Annotated in this window: 19 protein-coding genes and 4 tRNA genes; 20 read left to right on the top strand and 3 right to left on the bottom strand. The window is 66.7% G+C overall.

Going from position 1 to position 18,920, the window contains the following annotated elements:
* Positions 1 to 79: 79 nt before the first annotated feature.
* Positions 80 to 823, top strand: a complete 744-nt coding sequence (recO, locus tag SROT_RS09125) for a DNA repair protein RecO (RefSeq protein ID WP_013138735.1) — start codon at positions 80 to 82, stop codon at positions 821 to 823.
* Positions 820 to 1,593, top strand: coding sequence for an isoprenyl transferase (locus SROT_RS09120; RefSeq protein ID WP_013138734.1), 774 nt, complete (start codon positions 820 to 822; stop codon positions 1,591 to 1,593). The genes recO and SROT_RS09120 overlap by 4 nt, the downstream gene beginning before the upstream one ends.
* A gap of 75 nt (positions 1,594 to 1,668) precedes the next feature.
* Here the strand turns inward: SROT_RS09120 and SROT_RS09115 are convergent, their stop codons facing one another.
* Positions 1,669 to 2,082, bottom strand: a complete 414-nt coding sequence (locus tag SROT_RS09115) for a Fur family transcriptional regulator (RefSeq protein WP_013138733.1) — start codon at positions 2,080 to 2,082, stop codon at positions 1,669 to 1,671.
* On the bottom strand, positions 2,079 to 2,486 hold the full coding sequence (locus tag SROT_RS09110; RefSeq protein WP_013138732.1) for an ArsR/SmtB family transcription factor: 408 nt from the start codon (positions 2,484 to 2,486) through the stop codon (positions 2,079 to 2,081). The genes SROT_RS09115 and SROT_RS09110 overlap by 4 nt, the downstream gene beginning before the upstream one ends.
* A gap of 124 nt (positions 2,487 to 2,610) precedes the next feature.
* Between SROT_RS09110 and SROT_RS09105 the strand changes: the two genes are divergently transcribed.
* The 4 genes from SROT_RS09105 (at position 2,611) to dnaG (ending at position 7,835) form a co-directional block, all read left to right on the top strand.
* Positions 2,611 to 4,008: a glycine--tRNA ligase gene (locus SROT_RS09105; protein ID WP_013138731.1), complete on the top strand. Its 1,398-nt coding sequence runs from the start codon at positions 2,611 to 2,613 to the stop codon at positions 4,006 to 4,008.
* 150 nt (positions 4,009 to 4,158) lie between these two features.
* Entirely contained in the window at positions 4,159 to 4,662 is a 504-nt protein-coding gene (locus tag SROT_RS09100) for a cold shock domain-containing protein (protein ID WP_013138730.1), read from the top strand.
* 6 nt (positions 4,663 to 4,668) lie between these two features.
* On the top strand, positions 4,669 to 5,979 hold the full coding sequence (locus tag SROT_RS09095) for a deoxyguanosinetriphosphate triphosphohydrolase (RefSeq protein ID WP_013138729.1): 1,311 nt from the start codon (positions 4,669 to 4,671) through the stop codon (positions 5,977 to 5,979).
* Positions 5,976 to 7,835, top strand: coding sequence for a DNA primase (gene dnaG, locus SROT_RS09090; protein ID WP_013138728.1), 1,860 nt, complete (start codon positions 5,976 to 5,978; stop codon positions 7,833 to 7,835). Before SROT_RS09095 ends, dnaG begins: the two co-directional genes overlap by 4 nt.
* On the opposite strand, the gene SROT_RS09085 is transcribed toward dnaG, so the two are convergent.
* Positions 7,832 to 8,035, bottom strand: a complete 204-nt coding sequence (locus tag SROT_RS09085) for a hypothetical protein (protein ID WP_013138727.1) — start codon at positions 8,033 to 8,035, stop codon at positions 7,832 to 7,834. The genes dnaG and SROT_RS09085 overlap by 4 nt on opposite strands.
* A gap of 499 nt (positions 8,036 to 8,534) precedes the next feature.
* On the opposite strand from SROT_RS09085, the gene SROT_RS09075 reads away from it, so the two are divergent.
* The 14 genes from SROT_RS09075 to SROT_RS09010 all read left to right on the top strand — a co-directional run bounded on the left by SROT_RS09075 (position 8,535) and on the right by SROT_RS09010 (position 18,882).
* Positions 8,535 to 8,607: transfer RNA gene (locus SROT_RS09075), tRNA-Gly, on the top strand.
* 176 nt (positions 8,608 to 8,783) lie between these two features.
* Positions 8,784 to 8,854: transfer RNA gene (locus SROT_RS09070), tRNA-Cys, on the top strand.
* Positions 8,855 to 8,938: 84 nt separating this feature from the next.
* Positions 8,939 to 9,010 (top strand) — tRNA-Val (locus SROT_RS09065).
* A gap of 205 nt (positions 9,011 to 9,215) precedes the next feature.
* The gene (locus SROT_RS09060; protein WP_013138726.1) at positions 9,216 to 9,635 is read left to right on the top strand and encodes a YbaB/EbfC family nucleoid-associated protein; all 420 of its coding nucleotides are present in this window, start codon (positions 9,216 to 9,218) and stop codon (positions 9,633 to 9,635) included.
* Between the two features lie 165 nt (positions 9,636 to 9,800).
* Positions 9,801 to 11,243, top strand: a complete 1,443-nt coding sequence (locus SROT_RS09055) for a hypothetical protein (protein WP_013138724.1) — start codon at positions 9,801 to 9,803, stop codon at positions 11,241 to 11,243.
* Positions 11,240 to 11,881 carry a hypothetical protein gene (locus SROT_RS09050; protein WP_013138723.1) on the top strand — a complete coding sequence of 214 codons (642 nt, stop codon included), beginning with the start codon at positions 11,240 to 11,242 and terminating at the stop codon, positions 11,879 to 11,881. Before SROT_RS09055 ends, SROT_RS09050 begins: the two co-directional genes overlap by 4 nt.
* Before the next feature lie 264 nt (positions 11,882 to 12,145).
* A tRNA-Val gene (locus SROT_RS09045) sits at positions 12,146 to 12,217 on the top strand.
* Positions 12,218 to 12,448: 231 nt separating this feature from the next.
* Complete coding sequence (gene thrS / locus SROT_RS09040) at positions 12,449 to 14,500, top strand: threonine--tRNA ligase (protein WP_013138722.1); 2,052 nt, start codon at positions 12,449 to 12,451, stop codon at positions 14,498 to 14,500.
* 6 nt (positions 14,501 to 14,506) lie between these two features.
* Entirely contained in the window at positions 14,507 to 15,058 is a 552-nt protein-coding gene (locus SROT_RS09035) for an ATP adenylyltransferase (RefSeq protein WP_013138721.1), read from the top strand.
* A 48-nt stretch (positions 15,059 to 15,106) separates the two neighbouring features.
* Entirely contained in the window at positions 15,107 to 15,559 is a 453-nt protein-coding gene (locus tag SROT_RS09030) for a YbjQ family protein (protein ID WP_013138720.1), read from the top strand.
* The gene (locus tag SROT_RS09025; RefSeq protein ID WP_013138719.1) at positions 15,559 to 16,305 is read left to right on the top strand and encodes a CDP-alcohol phosphatidyltransferase family protein; all 747 of its coding nucleotides are present in this window, start codon (positions 15,559 to 15,561) and stop codon (positions 16,303 to 16,305) included. Before SROT_RS09030 ends, SROT_RS09025 begins: the two co-directional genes overlap by 1 nt.
* Positions 16,302 to 17,252 carry a phosphatidylinositol mannoside acyltransferase gene (locus tag SROT_RS09020; protein ID WP_013138718.1) on the top strand — a complete coding sequence of 317 codons (951 nt, stop codon included), beginning with the start codon at positions 16,302 to 16,304 and terminating at the stop codon, positions 17,250 to 17,252. The genes SROT_RS09025 and SROT_RS09020 overlap by 4 nt, the downstream gene beginning before the upstream one ends.
* Positions 17,249 to 18,376 (top strand): glycosyltransferase family 4 protein, encoded by a 1,128-nt coding sequence (locus SROT_RS09015; RefSeq protein WP_013138717.1) that lies wholly within the window; start codon positions 17,249 to 17,251, stop codon positions 18,374 to 18,376. Before SROT_RS09020 ends, SROT_RS09015 begins: the two co-directional genes overlap by 4 nt.
* Positions 18,376 to 18,882: a LemA family protein gene (locus SROT_RS09010; protein WP_013138716.1), complete on the top strand. Its 507-nt coding sequence runs from the start codon at positions 18,376 to 18,378 to the stop codon at positions 18,880 to 18,882. Before SROT_RS09015 ends, SROT_RS09010 begins: the two co-directional genes overlap by 1 nt.
* The last annotated feature ends 38 nt before the right edge of the window (positions 18,883 to 18,920 follow it).

Raw genomic sequence — 18,920 nt, 5'->3', positions numbered from 1 at the left:
GTCGCGCACTGCGGGGCCAATCGCGCGACCAGCCCCGCGCCTGCGAGGTTTTTTGCGGCCGGAGTGTGACAATCGCCTGATGAAGTCGTACCGGGATGTCGGCGTGGTCTTGCGCAACCATCAGCTCGGCGAGGCAGACCGGATCGTCGCCCTGCTCACCCGCGAGCATGGCGTCGTCCGGGCGGTGGCGAAAGGGGTTCGCCGGACCCGGTCGAAATTCGGCGCTCGCCTCGAACCGTTCAGTTGCGTCGACGTGCAGCTCTACCAGGGCCGCAGTCTTGATGTGATCACGCAGGCGATGACGCTCGACGCGAACAGCGAAGAGATCACCGCCGATTACGGGAAATACACCACGGGCTGCGCGATCCTGGAGACGGCGACCCTGCTCGCGGGTCCACAAGGCGCCCCGGCGCAGCAGCTGCACACGTTGACTCGGGGCGCTCTGGTCGCGCTGCGCAAGGGCGAGAAACCGCGTGATCTGATCCTCTCGGCGTTTTTCCTGCGCGCGATGGGCCATGCGGGATGGATGCCCGCCCTTGTGGATTGCGCCCGGTGCGGGGCGCAAGGCCCGCACCGGGCCTTCAACCCCCGCGCTGGCGGGGCGGTGTGCCCGTTGTGCCGCCCTCCTGGTTCGGGAACGCCCGGTCCGGGGGTGCTCGAACTCATGTCCGCGCTGGCCGAAGGGCGCTGGGACGACGCGATGGGCGCCGCGACGGCGGCGCGGGCCCAGGCGGGCGGTCTGACCGCCGCGCACTTGCAATGCCACATGGAATACCAGTTGCGGACCCTGTCCCTCGTGGAAGGATTGGCGGAGGCTTCATGACCGGCTGGTCCCCTGGCGAGCGTCCGCCAGACCCCCATCCGTCAGGGGCCCTCGCCCCGCGGCTGGCGCCCGACGAGGCGCCCAAGCATGTCGCGCTCATCATGGACGGCAACGGACGTTGGGCGCAGCAACGCGGCCTTCCCCGCACCGAAGGGCACAAACGGGGCGAGGCGGTGCTGATGGACCTCGTCCACGGTTGTTTGGAGCTCGGCGTCCCGTGGCTCTCCGCGTACGCGTTCTCCACAGAGAACTGGTCGCGCAGCCCGAGCGAGGTCGCGTTCCTCATGGGCTTCAACCGGGATGTGATCCGCCGTCGGCGCGACGAGATGCACGAGCTGGGCGTGCGCGTGCGATGGGCGGGCAGGCGGCCCCGGCTCTGGCGCAGTGTCATCGCCGAGCTGGAGGCGGCCATGGAGCTCACCAAGGACAACACGAAGATGAACTTGGTGATGTGCGTGAACTACGGCGGGCGGGCGGAGCTCGCCGACGCCGCCGCGCAGATCGCGGCGCTCGCCAAGGCGGGCAAGGCCAACCCCGACAAAATCACCGAAGCGGCCCTGCGCGCGTTCCTCTATGTCCCGGACATGCCGGACGTGGATCTTATGCTGCGCCCGTCCGGCGAGATGCGGGTGTCGAATTTCTTGCTCTGGCAGGGGGCGTACGCGGAACTCGTCTTCCAAGACAAATTGTTCCCGGACATCGACCGGCGCGACCTTTGGGCCGCGTGCGAGGAGTACGCGAGCAGGAACCGCCGCTTCGGCAAAGCCTGAGCGCGGCCCTCAAGCGGCGGCCCGTGGGCGGGTCCGCTGCGGCGCGCCATGGGGCAGCGGTTGGCCGGGCGCGGGTCAGGACGACGGGCAGTTCGAGCAGTCGCCGAAGATCTCCACCACATGGCTCACGTTCGAGAAGCCGTTCTGGTCGGCGATCTGAGCGGCCCATGCCTCGACGCCTTCGCCGGAGACTTCGACTGTCCGCCCGCAGCCACGGCAGACGAGATGGTGGTGGTGCCCTGTGGAGCATTTTCGGTACAAGTTCTCGCCGTTGGCGGTGAGGACGACGTCGACGGCCTCCTCGGCGGCGAGGTTCGCGAGCGTCCGATACACCGTGGTCAGGCTGACCTGCGCGCCTCGTTGCACCAGTTTGTTGTGCAGGTTCTGGGCAGAGCTGAACTCGTCCAGCTCCTCAAGCAGGGCCGCCACTGCCATCCGTTGGGAGGTGGACCGGCCCTGGCGGGTCGAGGATTCGGCCGCCGCGGTCATGGCCGGACTTCTTCGGCGTGGCTGATAGCTGCGACGACGATCTCGGCGAGGTGCTGGTCCGCCAGCCGGTACATGGCCTCGCGCCCAGACCGCTCGACTGCGACGACGCGCTGTTCGCGCAGCACCCGCAGATGCTGGCTGACCAGCGGTTGGGGCAGGCCGAGCATGTCGACGAGCTCGTGGACGCAGTGCGGCGCCCCGCGCAGGCGCAGCACGATGGCGATGCGCACCGGGGCCGCCAGCGCCCGAAGGATGTCGCCCGCATTGTTGAGCACCGCTTTTTCGGGGAGCGGAGCCGGCTCTGGAGCCGTCCGATTCCCGACGTGGGGCTCCGCGTCGTCGACAGGATCGGCGATGGGGGCGAGAAGGTCGGATTCGGCCAATGCCTGATCGTCCACACGCATGCCCAGTACACTCCTCCTGTTCTGCCGGTTCGGCAAATACGCCTTCAGCTTAGCGGCTCGGGGCGCATGTGGCAGAATTCTCCGAACGGCGGGGCGTGCGAGAGTCTAAAGGAGTAGGACGAGAGTGGCTTCTTCCCAGAAGGGCAGTGTCATCGACGCGGTCGCAAACCTCGCGAAGCGGCGCGGGTTGGTCTATCCCTGCGGCGAGATCTACGGCGGCACGAAATCGGCCTGGGATTACGGCCCGCTCGGGGTCGAGCTCAAGGAGAACATCAAGCGGCAATGGTGGCAGTCCGTCGTCACCTCGCGCGACGATGTGGTCGGCCTGGACTCTTCCATCGTGCTGCCCAGGCAGGTCTGGGTCGCTTCCGGGCACGTCGAGGTCTTCAACGACCCCTTGGTGGAATCGCTCATCACGCACAAGCGCTATCGGGCCGACCACCTCGTCGAGGCGTACGAGGCCAAGCACGGCCATCCGCCGCCCAATGGCCTCGCCGACATCCGCGACCCCGAGACCGGCGAGCCCGGCCAGTGGACCGAGCCGCGCGACTTCAACATGATGCTCAAAACGTACCTGGGGCCCATTGAGTCCGAGGACGGCCTGCACTACCTGCGCCCGGAGACCGCGCAGGGCATTTTTGTGAACTTCGCGAACGTCGTCACCACCGCGCGGCGCAAGCCCCCGTTCGGCATCGCGCAGATCGGCAAGAGCTTCCGCAACGAGATCACCCCAGGCAACTTCATCTTCCGCACCCGCGAGTTCGAGCAGATGGAGATGGAATTCTTCGTCGAGCCGCAGACGGCGCGGGAATGGCATCAGCATTGGATCGACACCCGCCTGCAATGGTACGTCGACCTCGGGATCGACCCGGAGAACCTGCGCCTGTACGAGCACCCGAAAGAGAAGCTCTCGCATTACTCGGACCGCACCGTGGACATCGAATACCGGTTCCGCTTCCAAGGATCGGAGTGGGGCGAGCTGGAAGGAGTCGCGAACCGCACGGACTTCGACCTCTCGACGCACGCGAAGCACTCGGGCGCGGACCTGTCGTACTACGACCAGGCGCAGGACCGGCGCTATGTCCCGTACGTCATCGAGCCCGCCGCAGGCCTGACCCGCTCGCTCATGGCATTCCTCGTGGACGCGTACGCCGAGGACGAGGCCCCGAACACCAAGGGCGGGGTGGACAAGCGGACAGTGCTGCGCCTGGATCCGCGCCTGGCCCCGGTGAAAGCGGCAGTGCTGCCCCTGCAAAAAGACGGCGGTCTTGTCGCCGCCGCCAAAGACCTCGCCGCCCGGCTGCGCAAGCGGTGGAACATCGACTACGACGAGACGCAGGCCATCGGTCGGCGCTACCGCCGCCAGGACGAGATCGGCACCCCGTTCTGCGTCACAGTGGACTTCGAGAGCCTGGAGGACCAGGCTGTCACCATCCGTGAAAGAGACACCATGTCGCAGCAACGCGTCGCGCTCGACCAGGTGGCGGCGTTCCTCTTCGAGAGGCTGGACCCTGGGGCGTAGCCGTCCGCGGTCGCGGTGTGGCCCCGCCGGCCCTCGCGATGTTTGGCGCGCGGTTTCGCCAGCCTCCGAATAGAATCATCGCAACGCCCCTTGCCGGGCATGAAGATGAGGTTGGCTGCTCCGCAAGCGCGGGGCGGGAGATTGGTGGTCATGACGTCTAGTGGAAAGTTGGTGCATTTCGACGCAGTGCGGGGATTCGGGTTTGTGGCTCCCGACGCAGGCGGCGAAGACGTGTTCATCCACGTCAACGATTTCGAGGAGGCGGTTGCCGACGAGCGTTTGCTGCGTCCCGGCGCAGTTCTCGAGTTCGATGTGGAGCGTGGCGGGCGAGGCTTGAAAGCGGTGCATGTCCGTTTGGCGCATCGCGCCAAGTTCGAGCCGCCTTCGGCGAAAGCGCTCGCCCTCGCCAGGCCAGTGGGCTCTGCCGGTGAAGCCGTCGCCGGTCGCGGGGCGGAGCCGCCGCCCGCTTTCGCGTTTCCTTCGCTGGCCCCGCCCGCGGACGAGGTCACGACGCTCAGCGCGGACGAGTTCGCGCTGGAGATCACCGAGATTCTGCTGGACGCGTCCAGCAGCCTCACATCGCGCCAGGTGCTGACGATTCGTCGTCGCTTCGCGGAGTTCGCCGGGGCCCGAGGGTGGATCCGTGATGCGTGACGTCCGGTGAGCCCGCTTCGCGCGGCCTGCGGCCAGCATGGCGCGTACGACCAGTCCGCGTGTGAGCGCCTCGCGCCAGAGCCGGTCAAACATGCGGACCGGTGGCGCGGCTCGCATGACGCCCGTTCGGACTTCGCCCGAGACCGGGCCAGGGTGCTGCATTCTGCCGCATTGCGCCGGCTCGCGGACAAGACCCAGGTCGTCGGCCCGAAAGAGGGGCACACCCCGAGAACGCGCCTCACGCATTCCCTGGAAGTCGGACAGATCGGCCGCGCCATCGCGCTCGGTCTCGGGGCGGACCCCGATCTTGTGGACCTCGCCGGCCTCGCCCACGACATCGGCCACCCCCCGTACGGCCACAACGGCGAGCGGGCGCTCGACGAGTTCGCCGAGCGGTGCGGGGGATTCGAGGGGAACGCGCAGAGCTTCCGCGTCCTGACTCTGCTCGAACCCAAACGTCTGGACTCCCTCGGCCGCAGCGTCGGGCTCAACTTGACCCGCGCCGCGCTCGACGCCGTCCTCAAATACCCTTGGCTCGCGGCGGGCGAAGGCGAAGAGAAGCTCAGGAAGTACGGCGCCTTCCGCGAGGACGCGGCTGTGTTCCACTGGGTCCGCTCCGACGCTGGCGGGTCCGGTCGCGACGCGGCGGAAACCGCTGAGCGCTGCGTGGAGGCGCAGATCATGGATTGGGCGGACGATGTCGCGTACTCGGTGCACGACATGGAAGACGCAGTGCTCGCCGGGCGTTTCGACCTGAGGGAGCTGGCCGACCCGCAGCAATGGTCGCGAGACGACGCCTTCGCCCCAGGCCTTGACGCAACAGAGCTCGCCGAGGCAGGAGCCCGTCTGTGGGATCTCGACGCGGTGCGCGCCTGCGTCGGATACGACGGCTCGCTCGCCGCGTCCGTCGCCTTGAAACAGCTCACCACCGAGCTCGTGTCCCGTTTCGCCTCCGAGGCGGTCTCCGGGACCAAAGGAGCGTACGGCGACGGGCCGTTCGGCAGGTTCCAAGGCGGCCTCGTGGTGGCGCGCGGAATCCGGGCGGAAGTCGCGGTGCTCAAAGTCGCCGCGCTGCGCTTCGTCATGCAGGACGCCAACCGTCTCCGCGAGCGAGCGCTGCAGCGCGAACGGGTCAGCCGGGTGGCGCAGCTCGTCGCTGATCGGGCTCCGGATTCTTTGGAGCCGATGTTCGCCGCCATGTGGCGCGCGGCGGGGGACGACGCGGCCAAAGAACGGGTTGTTGTCGACCAGCTGGCAACGATGACGGAAACACAGTTAGAGCGGTTGGACCCAGAGCGAGGTACAATCCGGACGTGATCGCCCCCGCGGATATTGAGGCCATTCGCGAGCGCGCCTCAATCGCCGAAGTCGTCGGCGACTACGTCTCATTGCGTCCGTCGGGCCACGACCGGATGGTGGGCCTGTGCCCATTCCACGACGAGCGCACCCCCTCGTTCCAGGTTACTCCCAGCAGAGGTTTTTACCATTGCTTCGGCTGCGGCGAAGGCGGGGACATTTACCGCTTTCTGCAGAACATCGAGCACGTCAGCTTCGTGGACGCGGTCGAAATTCTCGCCGACCGGATCAAATACCAGCTCACCCGCACTGACGACAGCGTCGACCGCGCGCAAGACAGGGGGACCAAGCGCAGGCTGATCAGCGCGAACCAAGCAGCCGCCGAATTCTACGCCTCCCGGTTGATGGGCGAAGAAGCCGCTCCTGCCCGCGACTTCCTCAAAGGCCGCGGTTTTGACCGGGAAATCTCCGAACGGTTCGGTTGCGGTTTCGCCCCGCGCGGTTGGGACCACCTCGTGCGGCATATGCGCGCGAAGGGTTTCGCGGAATCCGAGCTCGAAGAAGCGGGACTCGCTCGCAAAGGGCAACGGGGGATGGTGGACAGATTCCGGGGCAGGCTTCTGTGGCCGATCCGCAACGCCTCGCGGGAAGTCATCGGCTTTGGGGCAAGACGCATTTTCGAAGACGACGACGGCCCGAAATACCTCAACACCCCAGAGACGAAGCTCTATAAGAAGTCGCATGTCCTTTTCGGACTCGACCAGGCGAAACGTGAGATAGCCACCAAACATCAAGTCGTGGTGGTGGAGGGATACACCGACGTGATGGCCATGCACGCCGCAGGCGTGCCCACGGCCGTCGCCTCCTGCGGCACGGCATTCGGCGCGGATCACATCGCGGTGATCCGGCGCCTGCTCCTCGATGACGAGCATTCGCGCGGCGAGGTGATTTACACCTTCGACGGGGACGAGGCGGGCAAAGCCGCCGCCTTGAAGGCGTGGGAAGGGGATCAGAGCCTGGTCGCTCGGACCTTCGTGGCGCTCATGCCTGCTGGTCTGGACCCTTGCGACACTCGCCTGCAACAGGGCGATGACGCATTGCGCGGGCTTGTCGCCCAACGGGTGCCCCTCTTGGAGTTCGCCACGCGCGCCGCGCTCGCGGAGTTCGACCTCGCCAACGCCGAAGGCCGGGTCGGCGCATTGCGCCGGACAGTGCCGATGGTGGCGAAGATCAAGGACGTGGCGTTGCGCGACGAGTACGCCCGCCAGCTCGCCGGCTGGGTCGGCTGGGACGACACCGCCCAAGTGCTCAGCCGGGTCCGGGAGGAGGCTGGCGAAGCTCCCGCGCGACGAGCAGGAGGGGCGCCCGCCCCGTCTCGCCGCCGTCCTTCGTCCACACGGGACTGGTCGCAACGGGAGTCGCTCAAGGCGTTGTTGCAACATCCCAAACTCATCGCCGAGCAATTCGCCGGAGTGTCCCCCGAGGTCTTCGCCCGCGAGGATTACCGGGCGATTCGTGACGCAGCGCTGCGCGCGATGGACGCCGCTGCGGGCCTCGAAGGGCAGAGCTGGGTGCAGGCGGTTCGCGACCAGGCCGATGACGAGCGGCTGCAAAAGCTGGTCGCTGAACTCGCCGTGGAGCCGATCGCCACCTCGCAGTCGCAGATGGCCAAATATGTCGGCGCCGTCTTGGCGCGGCTCGAACTCTTCGACATCGAGGACCAGATCGCCGAGTTGAAATCTGAGCTCAGCAGAAACGAGGGCTCAGCCGACGGAGGGCGAATCACCGAAGTTTTCGGCGAGCTCGTGGCCTTGGAGTCGTTCCGCCGCGCGCTGCAGAAGCAGGCGAACGGGGAAGACAGCCTCGGGCTGGGCTAGTTGGCCGAGCCGTCGCTTCCAGTTGCAGGCTTGCCGCTCAGCGCGCCAGCAGCTTGTTTGCGAGCGGTGGCAATCGCCTCGGCGACAAGCGGATTGGATTGAAGGCTCTTCGTGAAACGCACCAGCTGCGCGTAACGTTCCCGACCAGCGCGGGCCCCGAAGACGTAGCCGATTCCAGCGGCAATCAAAAGGCGGATCATGGCGCAAAGATTACACGAGGCGCGCTTTGACATGCCATGTTCGCCGAGGGCCGAGCACAGCTTTCAACGGTCGCCGAGGAGGCCGATGATCGTGTCGAGTTTGGTTTCGGCGTTGCCGAGCCGGGTTTCGAGGCCGTCTGCCCCACCCGAGCCGTTGCCATGGACAAGTCCAATGCGCTCTCCGCGGCAGACTCGACCGCGCGGCGCGTGCAACGAGGCGCATAGAGGCGGTGGGACGCGCAGAGTCCGGGTCCACGACGTTGTTCTCGCGGTTCTGGCCTTCGTCGGCCAAGAGGTCACGCATGGGCGCTCGTCCGACCACACGCGCGAACGGCGCGTCTTTTGAGCCGCGCCGAAAAGCCCCGCATTGGGGAGGGCGGCTTTGATGACCGCGCGGCACGCAGCCCCACCTGCTCACTTGCGGGGCGGATCAACCATGCGCTAAGGTTTCTCCTCGCGCCACACGTTCCCCGGCAGTGCACGGAGATCGAGTGGACATGCGGATGTAGCGCAGCTGGTAGCGCATCACCTTGCCAAGGTGAGGGTCGCGAGTTCGAATCTCGTCATCCGCTCGGTCCACGGAATGTTCCGCTTTCCGCCTTTGGCTGATATTTTCAGCCTGATCCGAGATCATTGTCCGTGTTTGGCCAGGTCGCGGGTGCGCCAATTGGCGACAGAAGGGCGAATCGAAAACTTCTTCGATTCGGACACGGTAGAGTTGTGGGGCCGCCAGGGTGGCGGCAGCTTTGGTGGAGTGGCCGAGAGGCGAGGCAGCGGCCTGCAAAGCCGTATACACGGGTTCGAATCCCGTCTCCACCTCGGTATTTCGGTATTGCGGGCACAGTGCGGTACTATGCCTGAGCACATCGGGCGCCCGACTCGGGTTGCTGAAGCCCGAAACCCGCGCGATTAGCTCAGCGGGAGAGCGCTTCCCTGACACGGAAGAGGTCACTGGTTCAATCCCAGTATCGCGCACCGGCGAAAGCCCAGGCAGAGACATGTTTCTCGCCGGGGCTTCCTTGTTTTGGGCGACACTTTTCTCCCCTGAGGCCCGTGGATGCGTTCGGCTGTCCGGTGGTACGATCCAAAAAGAGCAACCGTATTGCCGCTGCTTTTCGCCGAACGGCGAGTGGCAGTTGTCAACTGCTACTGATGCTGACGGTGTCGTCAGGAGGTTTTTGTGGAGAGTGTTCCTTCCGACGCCGTCTCTGGCTGGCTCGACGGATTGCAGGACGAGCTTGCAGGGTTGCGCCGCAAGTTGGACAAAGCCAAAAGCCTGATCGATAATCCGAGATCCGGTGGTCAGTCCGCAGACGGCGGGGTGAAAGCCATTGTCGGGGCCGGAGGGGTGATCGAGGCTCTGCGCATCAGCGACGAGGCGTACCAGAAGCTCGGGCCGACCGAGATGGCGCAGGCCATCGTCGCCGCGATCAGCAGGGCTCAACAGGCCAATCTTGAGAAATACCGTGCTGCGATCGCGGAGATGGGCGGTTCGGGGATCTCGGCCGGGCTCGGCGAGAGCCTCCAAGCCCCGAAAGAGCGTGCTGCGCAGAAGGCAGACGAGAAGAACGCGGTGCACTACAAGACGCTTGGCCGTTAGGCGGCGTGCTGGGCTGGTCAGTCTTCGACGAGACATGCAACGAGGAGCAGAAATGACAGAAATTGCGTCCAAGCCGCACGAGCATGGCTCGCAGGGATTCCCAGCTGGGGAATCGGGCGGCTTCGCCAAGCCCTGCGGCGGCTCGAATCTCAGCGGGGTGCTCGCATGAGCCGGCCGAGCCAGCTGCGGTCGACGATCGACAGCGCGACATCTTCGGCGAAAGGGCAGCGTCCTGCTGAGGACGCCGGTGTCGCCGGGGTGCGAGCGGCGACACGAGACCCTTTCGCGGAGGCGAGTTCGCTCTTAGTGCACTTGGTGATCAACAGGGTGCCGCCGATCAAGCACGTTCTCGACAAGGTGACCCTGGACGAGGGGGCGGCGATGGCGCTGGCCCAGCAGTGGAGCGACGAGTTCCCGGCGGCATTGCGGGAGCAGCGCGACGCCCTGGTTTCGACGCGGGAGAGCATCTCCCAAAATTGGGAGGGCGAAGGCGCGTCGAAGACGTACCAGGACCGGCAGCGCGAGTTGGAGGATTTGGCCGATTCGCTCGCGGCGGCGTGCGAGGGCGCCGGGTTCCTCACCTCCGCTGTGAACGAATTGATGGTGGGGGTGCGCGAGCAGATCATCGAATGGATCGCCCAGCTGGTGTCGATGCTGATGAGGCGGTTGATCAGCGTCGTGGCGACATTCTGGATACCCATCGTCGGGGAAATCAACGAGGCGGCGTTCATTTTCGAAGGAGTCGCCCGGGTTGTTGAAACAATCGAGCGGATCACCTCGTTGATCACCCGGGTCGAGGGCATTCTCGGCGAGGTTTCGTCCGTGGCGCAGGTGTTGGGCGGCTCGACGCAGCAGGTGCAGCAGTTGGGTTCGGCCCTGGGGGAGGTGCCGCAAGGATTGGGAGCCTCCCCGCTGCGGGCGCTCGGCCGTGTCGGTTCCGTGCGGCAGAGCGGTCTGACAGGCAGCCACGGCGCCGTCATCCGTTCCGTGGTCCCGCGCCGAAGCAAAAGCCCCGGGGGCAGCGCGCACGCGCAGAGCGCTGGCACGAGCACAAGGGGTCTGGGCAGCCAAACGGGAGCGACGCCCAGCGCCTCCTCAGGAACTCACCCTCAGGGCGGCGCCGTCAACGCCAGCACACGTTCGCTGAGCCCCGACTCTGGCACGAGGGGACCAGTCACCCGTAGCCAAACCGCAGCAGAACGCGCGCAGAGCTCGAACGCGAACGCGCAGGCTGAGCAGGCCAGGCTTGACGCTAGGGCGCGCGACCTACACAGCCGCCTGGTGAACGCGAGAACTGGAGAGCCCGACACCCGGGCGCAGAACAGCCGTACTTCGGTGGCGATGAGCACGAGGGAGGGCCGGGATGTGCTCGCTGGCGGCGGCAGGGACCTCAATCCTTCTCAACGTCAGGCGGCGGGCCCGAACGATGTGGTCGCGACGCAGCCCGGGGCGCACGCGGAGGTCACCGCGATTAACGGCGCGAGAGCTGCAGGACTCACCCCCTCGCAGATTGCGGTGTCCCGCCCCATCTGCGACAATTGCCAGGACGCCATCCAACAGAGCGGCGGGACAGTACACCCCGACAGAATGGGAGCCACCTGGCCATGAGCACCAATTTCGACCTGTTGGAGTACGGTTCGCAGGTCTACGAGAAAGTCGACACGTTCCCCGCTGGCAAGCAGCTCCTCTTCGAAGCTGGGCTGTGCGAGGTGCTGTACACCCTTGTTGTGGTCCTCGCCGAGGACGAGAACCCGCCCAGACTCGCAGCGTATCGTCAGGGGCTCGATGTGATCCGCCTGGTGGCCCAGGGCGATCCACAGCCTGAGGCTGTGGTGTTGCAGGCCCGTGACGCAGTCGACTCACTGATCCCTGACGATGACGCTCCCGGATGGAGCTGGGCCACTCCACTGTGGCAGAATGTGGGGATCAGCGTGTACTACACCCTAGGCGTTGTGGCGGGCGATGGGGAGGCAGGCTTCCCGCTTTCGCATTACATTGAAGCCGCTGACTATATCGCGCAGTCCACAAGTGGACTCAACACCCCGCTCGCAAGCATCGAGCGTGAGCCGATCGTGGTTCAGGCGCGCCAGGTCGTCGCCGACATGGTTCAGACGTTGGAGAACATGGACGTCACACTGGACGCGGTCGCTGTTTACTACAGCCAGCTCGCAGAGGCTGGGCGCTCCCTGGCGTCCATCGCCGAGAGGTTGCGTGAGGATGCCAGGAATCGCGGTGTCAATATCTGACAGAGCCCTGACTTGGGGGCGCGCTGTGTGCCTGTCCAGCTCCTTCCCTTGTTCCTGAGCTGGTCACGAGAGCGATTCGACATCGCGAGACATCCCAGTTAGAATGAACACTCGCACGAAAAGCGCAGGCCAGAGAGATGGCGTGACCTGGCAAAGGGGACGCTGACACGGAAGAGGCCACTGGTTGCACGCCAGTTCGCGCGCAGACGCTGCCGCGTCTGTCGTGCTCGGCTCGCCCGCCTTGCGGCTGGCAAGTCGGCAAGAGGTCTCGTGGCTCAGTGGAAGAGCGTCCGCCTCACACGCGGAAGGTCGCTGGTTCGATCCCAGCCGGGACCACATTCAAGGCGTGCAGTGTGCCTGTGTCGTCAGCCCTCATCGTTGCGGTCGGCTCTGGATGCGGTGTTCGCCGTGCTGGGATTGTGGCTGTTCGGGGCGTTCGAGTGCGGCGGGCTGCTCATCGGGTCCGGCGGGCAGTGTTCGCGCGGACCGTTGGGGAGCTGAAAATTCCATCGGCCAGGCGCGTTACCATGGTCGGATCCGAAACCGCCTCTCGAATGGAGCAGACACATGGTCGACCTGATCGCCCCGCCAGCCTCAGCATCCGCGCTGAAGGTCCTGGCCGGGACGACCGCGAGCGCCGCCGTGCGCGAAGCGGGGCTTCCGACCTCGGGGCCAGAGGCCGTCGTGGTGGTGCGCGACGCGGACGGCGCGCTCCGCGACCTCTCGTGGGCACCAGAGGCCGACGCCGAGGTCGAGCCCGTGTTGGCGAACACCGAAGACGGCCGGTCGGTCATCCGGCACTCCGCCGCGCATGTGCTGGCCCAAGCGGTGCAGCAGGAATTCCCCGAGGCGAAGCTCGGGATCGGGCCGCCGATCAAAGACGGCTTCTACTACGACTTCCGGGTGGACCGCGCGTTCACGCCGGAGGATCTGGCGCGGCTCGAAACCCGGATGCGCAAGATCATCAAGGCTTCGCAGCGTTTCTCGCGCAGGGTCGTGGAAGTCGAGGAGGCCAAGGCCGAACTCGCGAACGAGCCGTTCAAGCTCGAACTGATCGGCGACAAATCGGGCGTGGACGACCCGGAAGTCATGGAGGTCGGCGGGACGGAGCTGACGGTCTACGACAACCTCAACCCGCGCACGGGGGAGCGCGAGTGGGGCGACCTGTGCCGAGGGCCGCACATCCCGACGACCAAGCACATCCCCGCGTTCAAGCTCACCCGCAGCTCGGCGGCGTATTGGCGCGGGGACCAGTCCCGCGACAGCCTGCAACGGATCTACGGCACGGCATGGGAATCCGCAGAGGCGCTGGAGCGCCATCTTGCGCTGATCGCGGAGGCCGAGCGGCGCGACCACCGCAAACTCGGCGCGGAGCTGGACTTGTTCAGCTTCCCCGACGAACTCGGCTCGGGCCTGCCGGTCTTCCACCCCAAGGGCGGCGTTCTGCGCAAAGAGCTCGAAGACTACTCCCGCGCCAAGCACATCGAGGCTGGCTACGAGTTCGTGAACACCCCGCACATCACCAAGTCGCACCTGTACGAGGTCTCGGGGCACTTGGATTGGTACGCGGACGGGATGTTCCCCCCGATGCACGTCGACGAGGAGCTGCACGAGGACGGCTCGGTGCGCAAACCGGGGCAGGACTACTACCTCAAGCCGATGAACTGCCCGATGCACAATCTGATCTTCCGCTCGCGGGGCCGCTCCTACCGCGAGCTGCCGTTGCGCCTGTTCGAGTTCGGCTCCGTGTACCGGTATGAGAAGTCCGGTGTGGTCCACGGCCTCACGCGGGTGCGGGGCATGACGCAAGACGACGCGCACATCTACTGCACCAGGGCCCAGATGAAGGACGAGCTGTCCACAACGCTCCAGTTCGTGCTGGACCTGTTGCGCGACTACGGATTGGACGACTTCTATCTGGAGCTTTCCACCAAAGACGAGCAGAAGTTCGTCGGTGCGGACGAGATCTGGGCGGAAGCCACCCGGACGTTGTCCGAGGTCGCCGAAGCTTCCGGCCTCACGCTCGTCCCGGACCCCGGCGGCGCCGCGTTCTACGGGCCGAAAATCTCGGTGCAGGCGAAAGACGCGCTCGGGCGCACCTGGCAGATGTCCACGATCCAGCTCGACTTCAATCTGCCCGAACGGTTCGATCTGGAGTACACCGGCCCGTCCGGCCACAAAGAGCGCCCGGTCATGATCCACCGCGCGCTGTTCGGGTCCATCGAGCGGTTCATCGGCGTGCTCGTGGAGCATTACGCGGGCGCGTTCCCCATGTGGCTCGCGCCGGTCCAGGTCATGGGGATTCCGGTGAGCGAAGACCATGTCCCGCATCTGCGCGAGTTCGTCGACTCGTTGCGCGCAGGAGGGGTCCGGGCGCATATCGACTCCAGCGACGACCGGATGCAGAAGAAAATCTTCACCCACACCGCGCAGAAGATCCCGTTCCTCGTCCTCGCGGGCGGGCGCGACGTCGAGGCTCAGACGGTCAGCTTCCGGTTCCGCGACGGCAGCCAACGCAACGCGGTGCCTGTGGCCGAGGCGCGACGGTTGGTCCTGGACTGGTCCGCCCGGCGCGAGAACGCCTCTCCCACAGCGGAGAGCTTCGGTTCGCAGGGGTAGCGCGAGATGAGCGAACAGCCAGAGGCGATGCGCGACCAAGGACCTGGGGAGCCGGACCATTTGGCTCGTCTCTGGTCGCCGTTCCGCATGCAGTACATCGCGACGGGGCCCAAGACGGGCCAGGCGGCCAACCCGTTCGCGGATCTGCCGAGCCTCACCGACGAGGAAAGCCTCATCGTGGCACGGGGCGAACTGGTGTACGCGGTGTTGAACCTCTACCCTTACAATCCGGGGCATCTGATGATCGTCCCGTATCGGACCGTCTCGGAGTTCGAGGAGCTCACCGGCGCGGAGAGCGCCGAGCTCGTGCTGTTCACCCAGGAGGCGCTGCGGACTGTCAAGCGGGTCTCCCGCCCGCACGGGTTCAACGTCGGGTTCAACCTCGGCGCGGCCGCCGGGGGCTCGGTCGCCGCGCACCTGCATTTGCATGTCGTGCCGCGATGGGGCGGCGACGCGAATTTCATCACGGTCATCGGTTCGAGCAAAGTGATGCCGCAGCTTTTGCGGGACACTCGGGCTTTGCTCGCCAGCGCGTGGGGGCAGGACCCGCCGACGTGATCGCGTACGCTGAGAGCGGCAATCACACTGGTGCGAGAGGAGAAATTCATGCTGGTCGTGACGACCAACGACATACCTGGTTGGGAGATTCAGCGCGTGGTCGGCGAGGTGTTCGGCCTCACCGTCCGCTCCCGGAACGCGTTTTCGCAGATGGGATCTGGCTTCAAGTCGATGTTCGGCGGCGAGCTGCAGGGCATGACGAAGAACTTGACGGAAAGCCGCAACCAAGTGATGGGCAGGATGATCGAAGAGGCGCGCGCCCGAGGGGGCAACGCCATCGTCGCCATGCGGTTCGACACCTCGGAGATGGGCGAGGTGTTCACCGAGATGTGCGCGTACGGCACGGCCGTGGTGGCGATCCCCGTCACTGAGGGCGCTCGGCAGACTGCGGCGCAACTGGGGTATCCGCCGCTCCCGCCCGGCTCGCAGGGCAATCAGCTCCCCGGGTCGCAACCAGCGCTGCAGCAACAGCAGCCGCCGCAGCTCCCAGGTCCGCACTAGTGCTCTCGTCGCTCGTCAAACCTGCCGTCGCGAAGGCCATCGCACCCCTTGGCGGCGGTTTGGTCCGGTTCGGGGTGACGCCGAACGTGGTGACCGTGGTCGGCACGTCGGGCACGGTCCTCTCGGCGCTGGTGTTCTTCCCGAACGGGCGCCTTTTCTTGGGGGCTGTCCTGTGCGGGGCGTTCGCGGTTTTCGACATGCTCGACGGGGCCGTCGCGCGTGCTGCGGGCGGCGGGACGAGGTTCGGCGCGGTGCTCGACGCCAGCTGCGACCGGATCGCGGACGGCGCGATCTTCGGCGCGTTGGCCTACTGGGCGGCGTTGGCCCCCTACACGCGGGGCTCCGGGTGGCTCATGTACTCTGAGACACGCCGCTTCGCCGACATTTTCTCTCGGGAGGAAGGCCGGCCCGGGCTCGAGTTTTTGGCGCGGTACCCGGTATCAGCGGCCATCACAGGTTTCCATCTGCTCTTCGTCGGCCTGTTGGTCTGCCTTGTCGCGGCGCTCACCATCTCCTACATCAAGGCACGGGCGGAGGCGAGCGGCCTGAGCGCGGACAGCGGTTGGATCGAGCGGCCGGAACGGCTCGTCATTGTGCTGGTGGGAGCCGGGCTCAGCGGCCTCGGCCTCTGGTTCGCCTTGCCGCTTGCTGTCGCCTTCCTGGCGCTCACGAGCCTGGTCACGGTCGGGCAGCGGTTCCTGCATGTCTGGCGCGAAGCCCGCCGCGCCGACGACGGGACCCCATGAGCGAGAGCTACAAGGACAAGGCCGTCGCCTTGGGCTACAGCGCGGGTTGGGGGCTTGTGCGCCTCGCGCCGGAACCCCTTGCCCGAGGCGTGTTCCGCAGAGGGGCCGACCTGGCGTTCCACCGCGGAGCCGGGGCCCAGTTGCGCAAGAATCTCGCGCGCGTGCTCGCCGTTCCCGCCGATCAGGTGCCGGACAGCCTGGTCCGACGCAGCTTGCGCTCCTACGCCCGGTACTGGCGCGAGGCGTTCCGCCTCCCCGCCATGGACCACGCCCGCCTGGCTCGGGAGGTGAACGCCGCAGTGGCGCAGCAGCACCATTTGGACGAGCCGCTGAAGGCGGGGCGGGGCGTGGTGATCGTTTTGCCGCATATGGGGAATTGGGACCTCGCGGGCGTGTGGCTGGCGGTCAAGCACGGGCAATTCACCACCGTCGCGGAACGGCTCAAACCCGAATCGCTCTATCAGAAATTCCTCGCCTACCGCGAGTCGTTGGGATTCGAAATCCTGCCGCACGCCAGTCTGTCGGCCGCGGAGGCAGAACACGGCGCCGTGGCCGAGGCCGCAGGGGGCGGACCGTACCGAATCCTCGCCCAGCGCCTGAGGGAAGGCAAGGTCGTGTGCCTGCTCGCGGATCGGGGCATGAGCCGGGGAAGCGTCCCGGTGCGGTTCTTCGGCGAGACGGCCCGGTTCCCGCCCGGCCCGGCCCGGCTCGCCGCCGCGACCGGAGCGGCGCTCGTCACCGCGCACACCTGGTATGAGCCCGAAGGCTCGCCTGAGGGGCGTTGGCGTGCCGAGGTCGGACCTGCGATCAACGTCGAGGATGGGGTCGAGGCCGCCACCGGGCGCGTCGCCGCCGCGTTCGAGGCCGCCATCGCCGCCCGGCCCGAGGACTGGCACATGCTGCAACCGCTTTGGGACGCCGACCGGGGCTCCGTGGGCGCGGCATGAGAGTCGGCATTGTGTGCCCCTACTCGCTGGACGTGCCGGGCGGCGTGCAAGCGCATGTTCTCGAACTCGCCCAGGTGCTCATCGACCAAGGGCACGAAGTCCAGGTCATCGCCCCGGCGAGCGACGGCGCGCAGCTGCCCGCGTACGTGTTTTCCAGCGGACGCACTGTCGCCGTGCCGTACAACGGCTCCAAGGTGCGGTTGCAGTTCGGCCCTGGCGCGCTGGCGAAATTGCGGCGCTGGATCGCCGAAGGGGATTTCGACGTCCTGCATGTGCACGAGCCGAGCGCGCCGAGCTTGTCCTTCCTCGCGGTGCATGCGGCCGAGGGGCCGCTTGTCGCGACTTTCCACGCGGCTGCGGAACAGTCCTTCATCCTCTCGACCATGCGCCCGGTGATTACGCCCTACTACGAGAAGATCGTCGGCAGGATCGCGGTCTCGCCGCTCTCGAGGCGGCTGCAGATGGAGGCTGTCGGCGCGGGCTCGGTGGAGATCCCCAACGGTTTGCATGTGCGCGAGTTCCGCGGGGCCGAGCCGCTCGCGGGCTACCCCCGGCAGGGCGGGACGGTGCTCTTCCTGGGCCGTTATGACGAGCCGCGCAAAGGTTTTGTGACGTTGTTGCGGGCGTTGCCGGAGCTGGTGGCGAAGCATCCGGATGTGCAGGTGCTTGTCGTCGGGCCCGGCGACAAGCGCCGAGCGAAGGCGAAAGCGGGGGCGCACGCCGACCGGCTGCGTTTTTTGGGCAGGGTGGACAAGGACGAGAAAGCGTCCGCGCTGCGTTCGGCGGACGTCTTCTGCGCCCCCAACACGGGAGGGGAGAGCCAAGGCATTGTGCTTTTGGAGGCGATGGCCGCTGGAGCGGCAGTCGCCGCGAGCGATTTGGAGGCGTTCCGCAGGGTGCTGGACGGGGGCCGCGCCGGGGTGTTGTTGCCAGTGGGGGACGCGGCCGCGTGGGCACAGGGCGTCAGCGCGCTGCTCTCGGACCCGTCCACGCGCGAGCGGTACGTCGCGACAGGCTTCGAGGTGGTCGCCGCGTACGACTGGGGCGTGATCGCCAAACAAATCCTGCGGGTGTATGAGACGGTCACGGTCGGCGCCCCGAAAGTCCGGGTTGCGCGCGCGTGATGCTCCTGTTCGCAGTCCTGATCGGGGTGCTCCTCGCGGGTCTGGCCCTGTTCGTCGGCTGGATGGTCAGAACCGCGCGGCGGTTGGACCGTCTGCACGTGCGGCGCGACCTCGCATGGCAGGGGCTCCTCGCGGCGCTCGACCGCCGGGCGCTGGTGGCGCGGACGATCGCGGCGACGCTCGGCCCGGCGGGCGCCGAGCTCGCCGGTTTGGCCCGCGCCGTGGAGTCGTCTGCGGTGGCGGGGCCTGGCCGGGAGCAATGGGAGAGCAGGCTGTCGGTCTGCCTTGCCGAGGTGGAGGCGGACACGCTCACGGCCCAGCTCGTCGAGGAGCGCTCGGACGCGGAGGCCAGAGTGCGTTTCGCCAGGTGTTTTTACAACGACGCGGTCAGGGACACCCGTGAGCTGCGCGCCAGACCTGCGGTGCGCGTCTTCAAACTCGCGGGCGGCGCCCCGCTTCCGGAGTACTTCGAGATCGTTGAAGCGGCCCCGTCCACAGCCGAATAGTTTGTCACATAAGCCCCACCAGTCACTCACGATCTGGT

This window comes from Segniliparus rotundus DSM 44985, from assembly GCF_000092825.1.
GTDB classification, from domain to species: Bacteria; Actinomycetota; Actinomycetes; order Mycobacteriales; family Mycobacteriaceae; genus Segniliparus; species Segniliparus rotundus.
This window is presented reverse-complemented; position numbering and strand designations above follow the sequence as displayed.

What these genes read in the sequence shown, in the direction of transcription:
- recO (WP_013138735.1), top strand. Translation starts at nt 80, where the DNA reads ATGAAGTCGTACCGGGATGTCGGCGTGGTCTTGCGCAACCATCAGCTC.
- SROT_RS09010 (WP_013138716.1), top strand. Translation starts at nt 18,376, where the DNA reads ATGCTCCTGTTCGCAGTCCTGATCGGGGTGCTCCTCGCGGGTCTGGCC.
- SROT_RS09110 (WP_013138732.1), bottom strand. Translation starts at nt 2,486, where the DNA reads ATGCGTGTGGACGATCAGGCATTGGCCGAATCCGACCTTCTCGCCCCC.
- SROT_RS09120 (WP_013138734.1), top strand. Translation starts at nt 820, where the DNA reads ATGACCGGCTGGTCCCCTGGCGAGCGTCCGCCAGACCCCCATCCGTCA.
- SROT_RS09035 (WP_013138721.1), top strand. Translation starts at nt 14,507, where the DNA reads ATGAGCGAACAGCCAGAGGCGATGCGCGACCAAGGACCTGGGGAGCCG.
- SROT_RS09015 (WP_013138717.1), top strand. Translation starts at nt 17,249, where the DNA reads ATGAGAGTCGGCATTGTGTGCCCCTACTCGCTGGACGTGCCGGGCGGC.
- SROT_RS09085 (WP_013138727.1), bottom strand. Translation starts at nt 8,035, where the DNA reads ATGATCCGCCTTTTGATTGCCGCTGGAATCGGCTACGTCTTCGGGGCC.
- SROT_RS09100 (WP_013138730.1), top strand. Translation starts at nt 4,159, where the DNA reads ATGACGTCTAGTGGAAAGTTGGTGCATTTCGACGCAGTGCGGGGATTC.
- SROT_RS09055 (WP_013138724.1), top strand. Translation starts at nt 9,801, where the DNA reads ATGAGCCGGCCGAGCCAGCTGCGGTCGACGATCGACAGCGCGACATCT.
- SROT_RS09020 (WP_013138718.1), top strand. Translation starts at nt 16,302, where the DNA reads ATGAGCGAGAGCTACAAGGACAAGGCCGTCGCCTTGGGCTACAGCGCG.
- SROT_RS09030 (WP_013138720.1), top strand. Translation starts at nt 15,107, where the DNA reads ATGCTGGTCGTGACGACCAACGACATACCTGGTTGGGAGATTCAGCGC.
- thrS (WP_013138722.1), top strand. Translation starts at nt 12,449, where the DNA reads ATGGTCGACCTGATCGCCCCGCCAGCCTCAGCATCCGCGCTGAAGGTC.
- SROT_RS09050 (WP_013138723.1), top strand. Translation starts at nt 11,240, where the DNA reads ATGAGCACCAATTTCGACCTGTTGGAGTACGGTTCGCAGGTCTACGAG.
- SROT_RS09115 (WP_013138733.1), bottom strand. Translation starts at nt 2,082, where the DNA reads ATGACCGCGGCGGCCGAATCCTCGACCCGCCAGGGCCGGTCCACCTCC.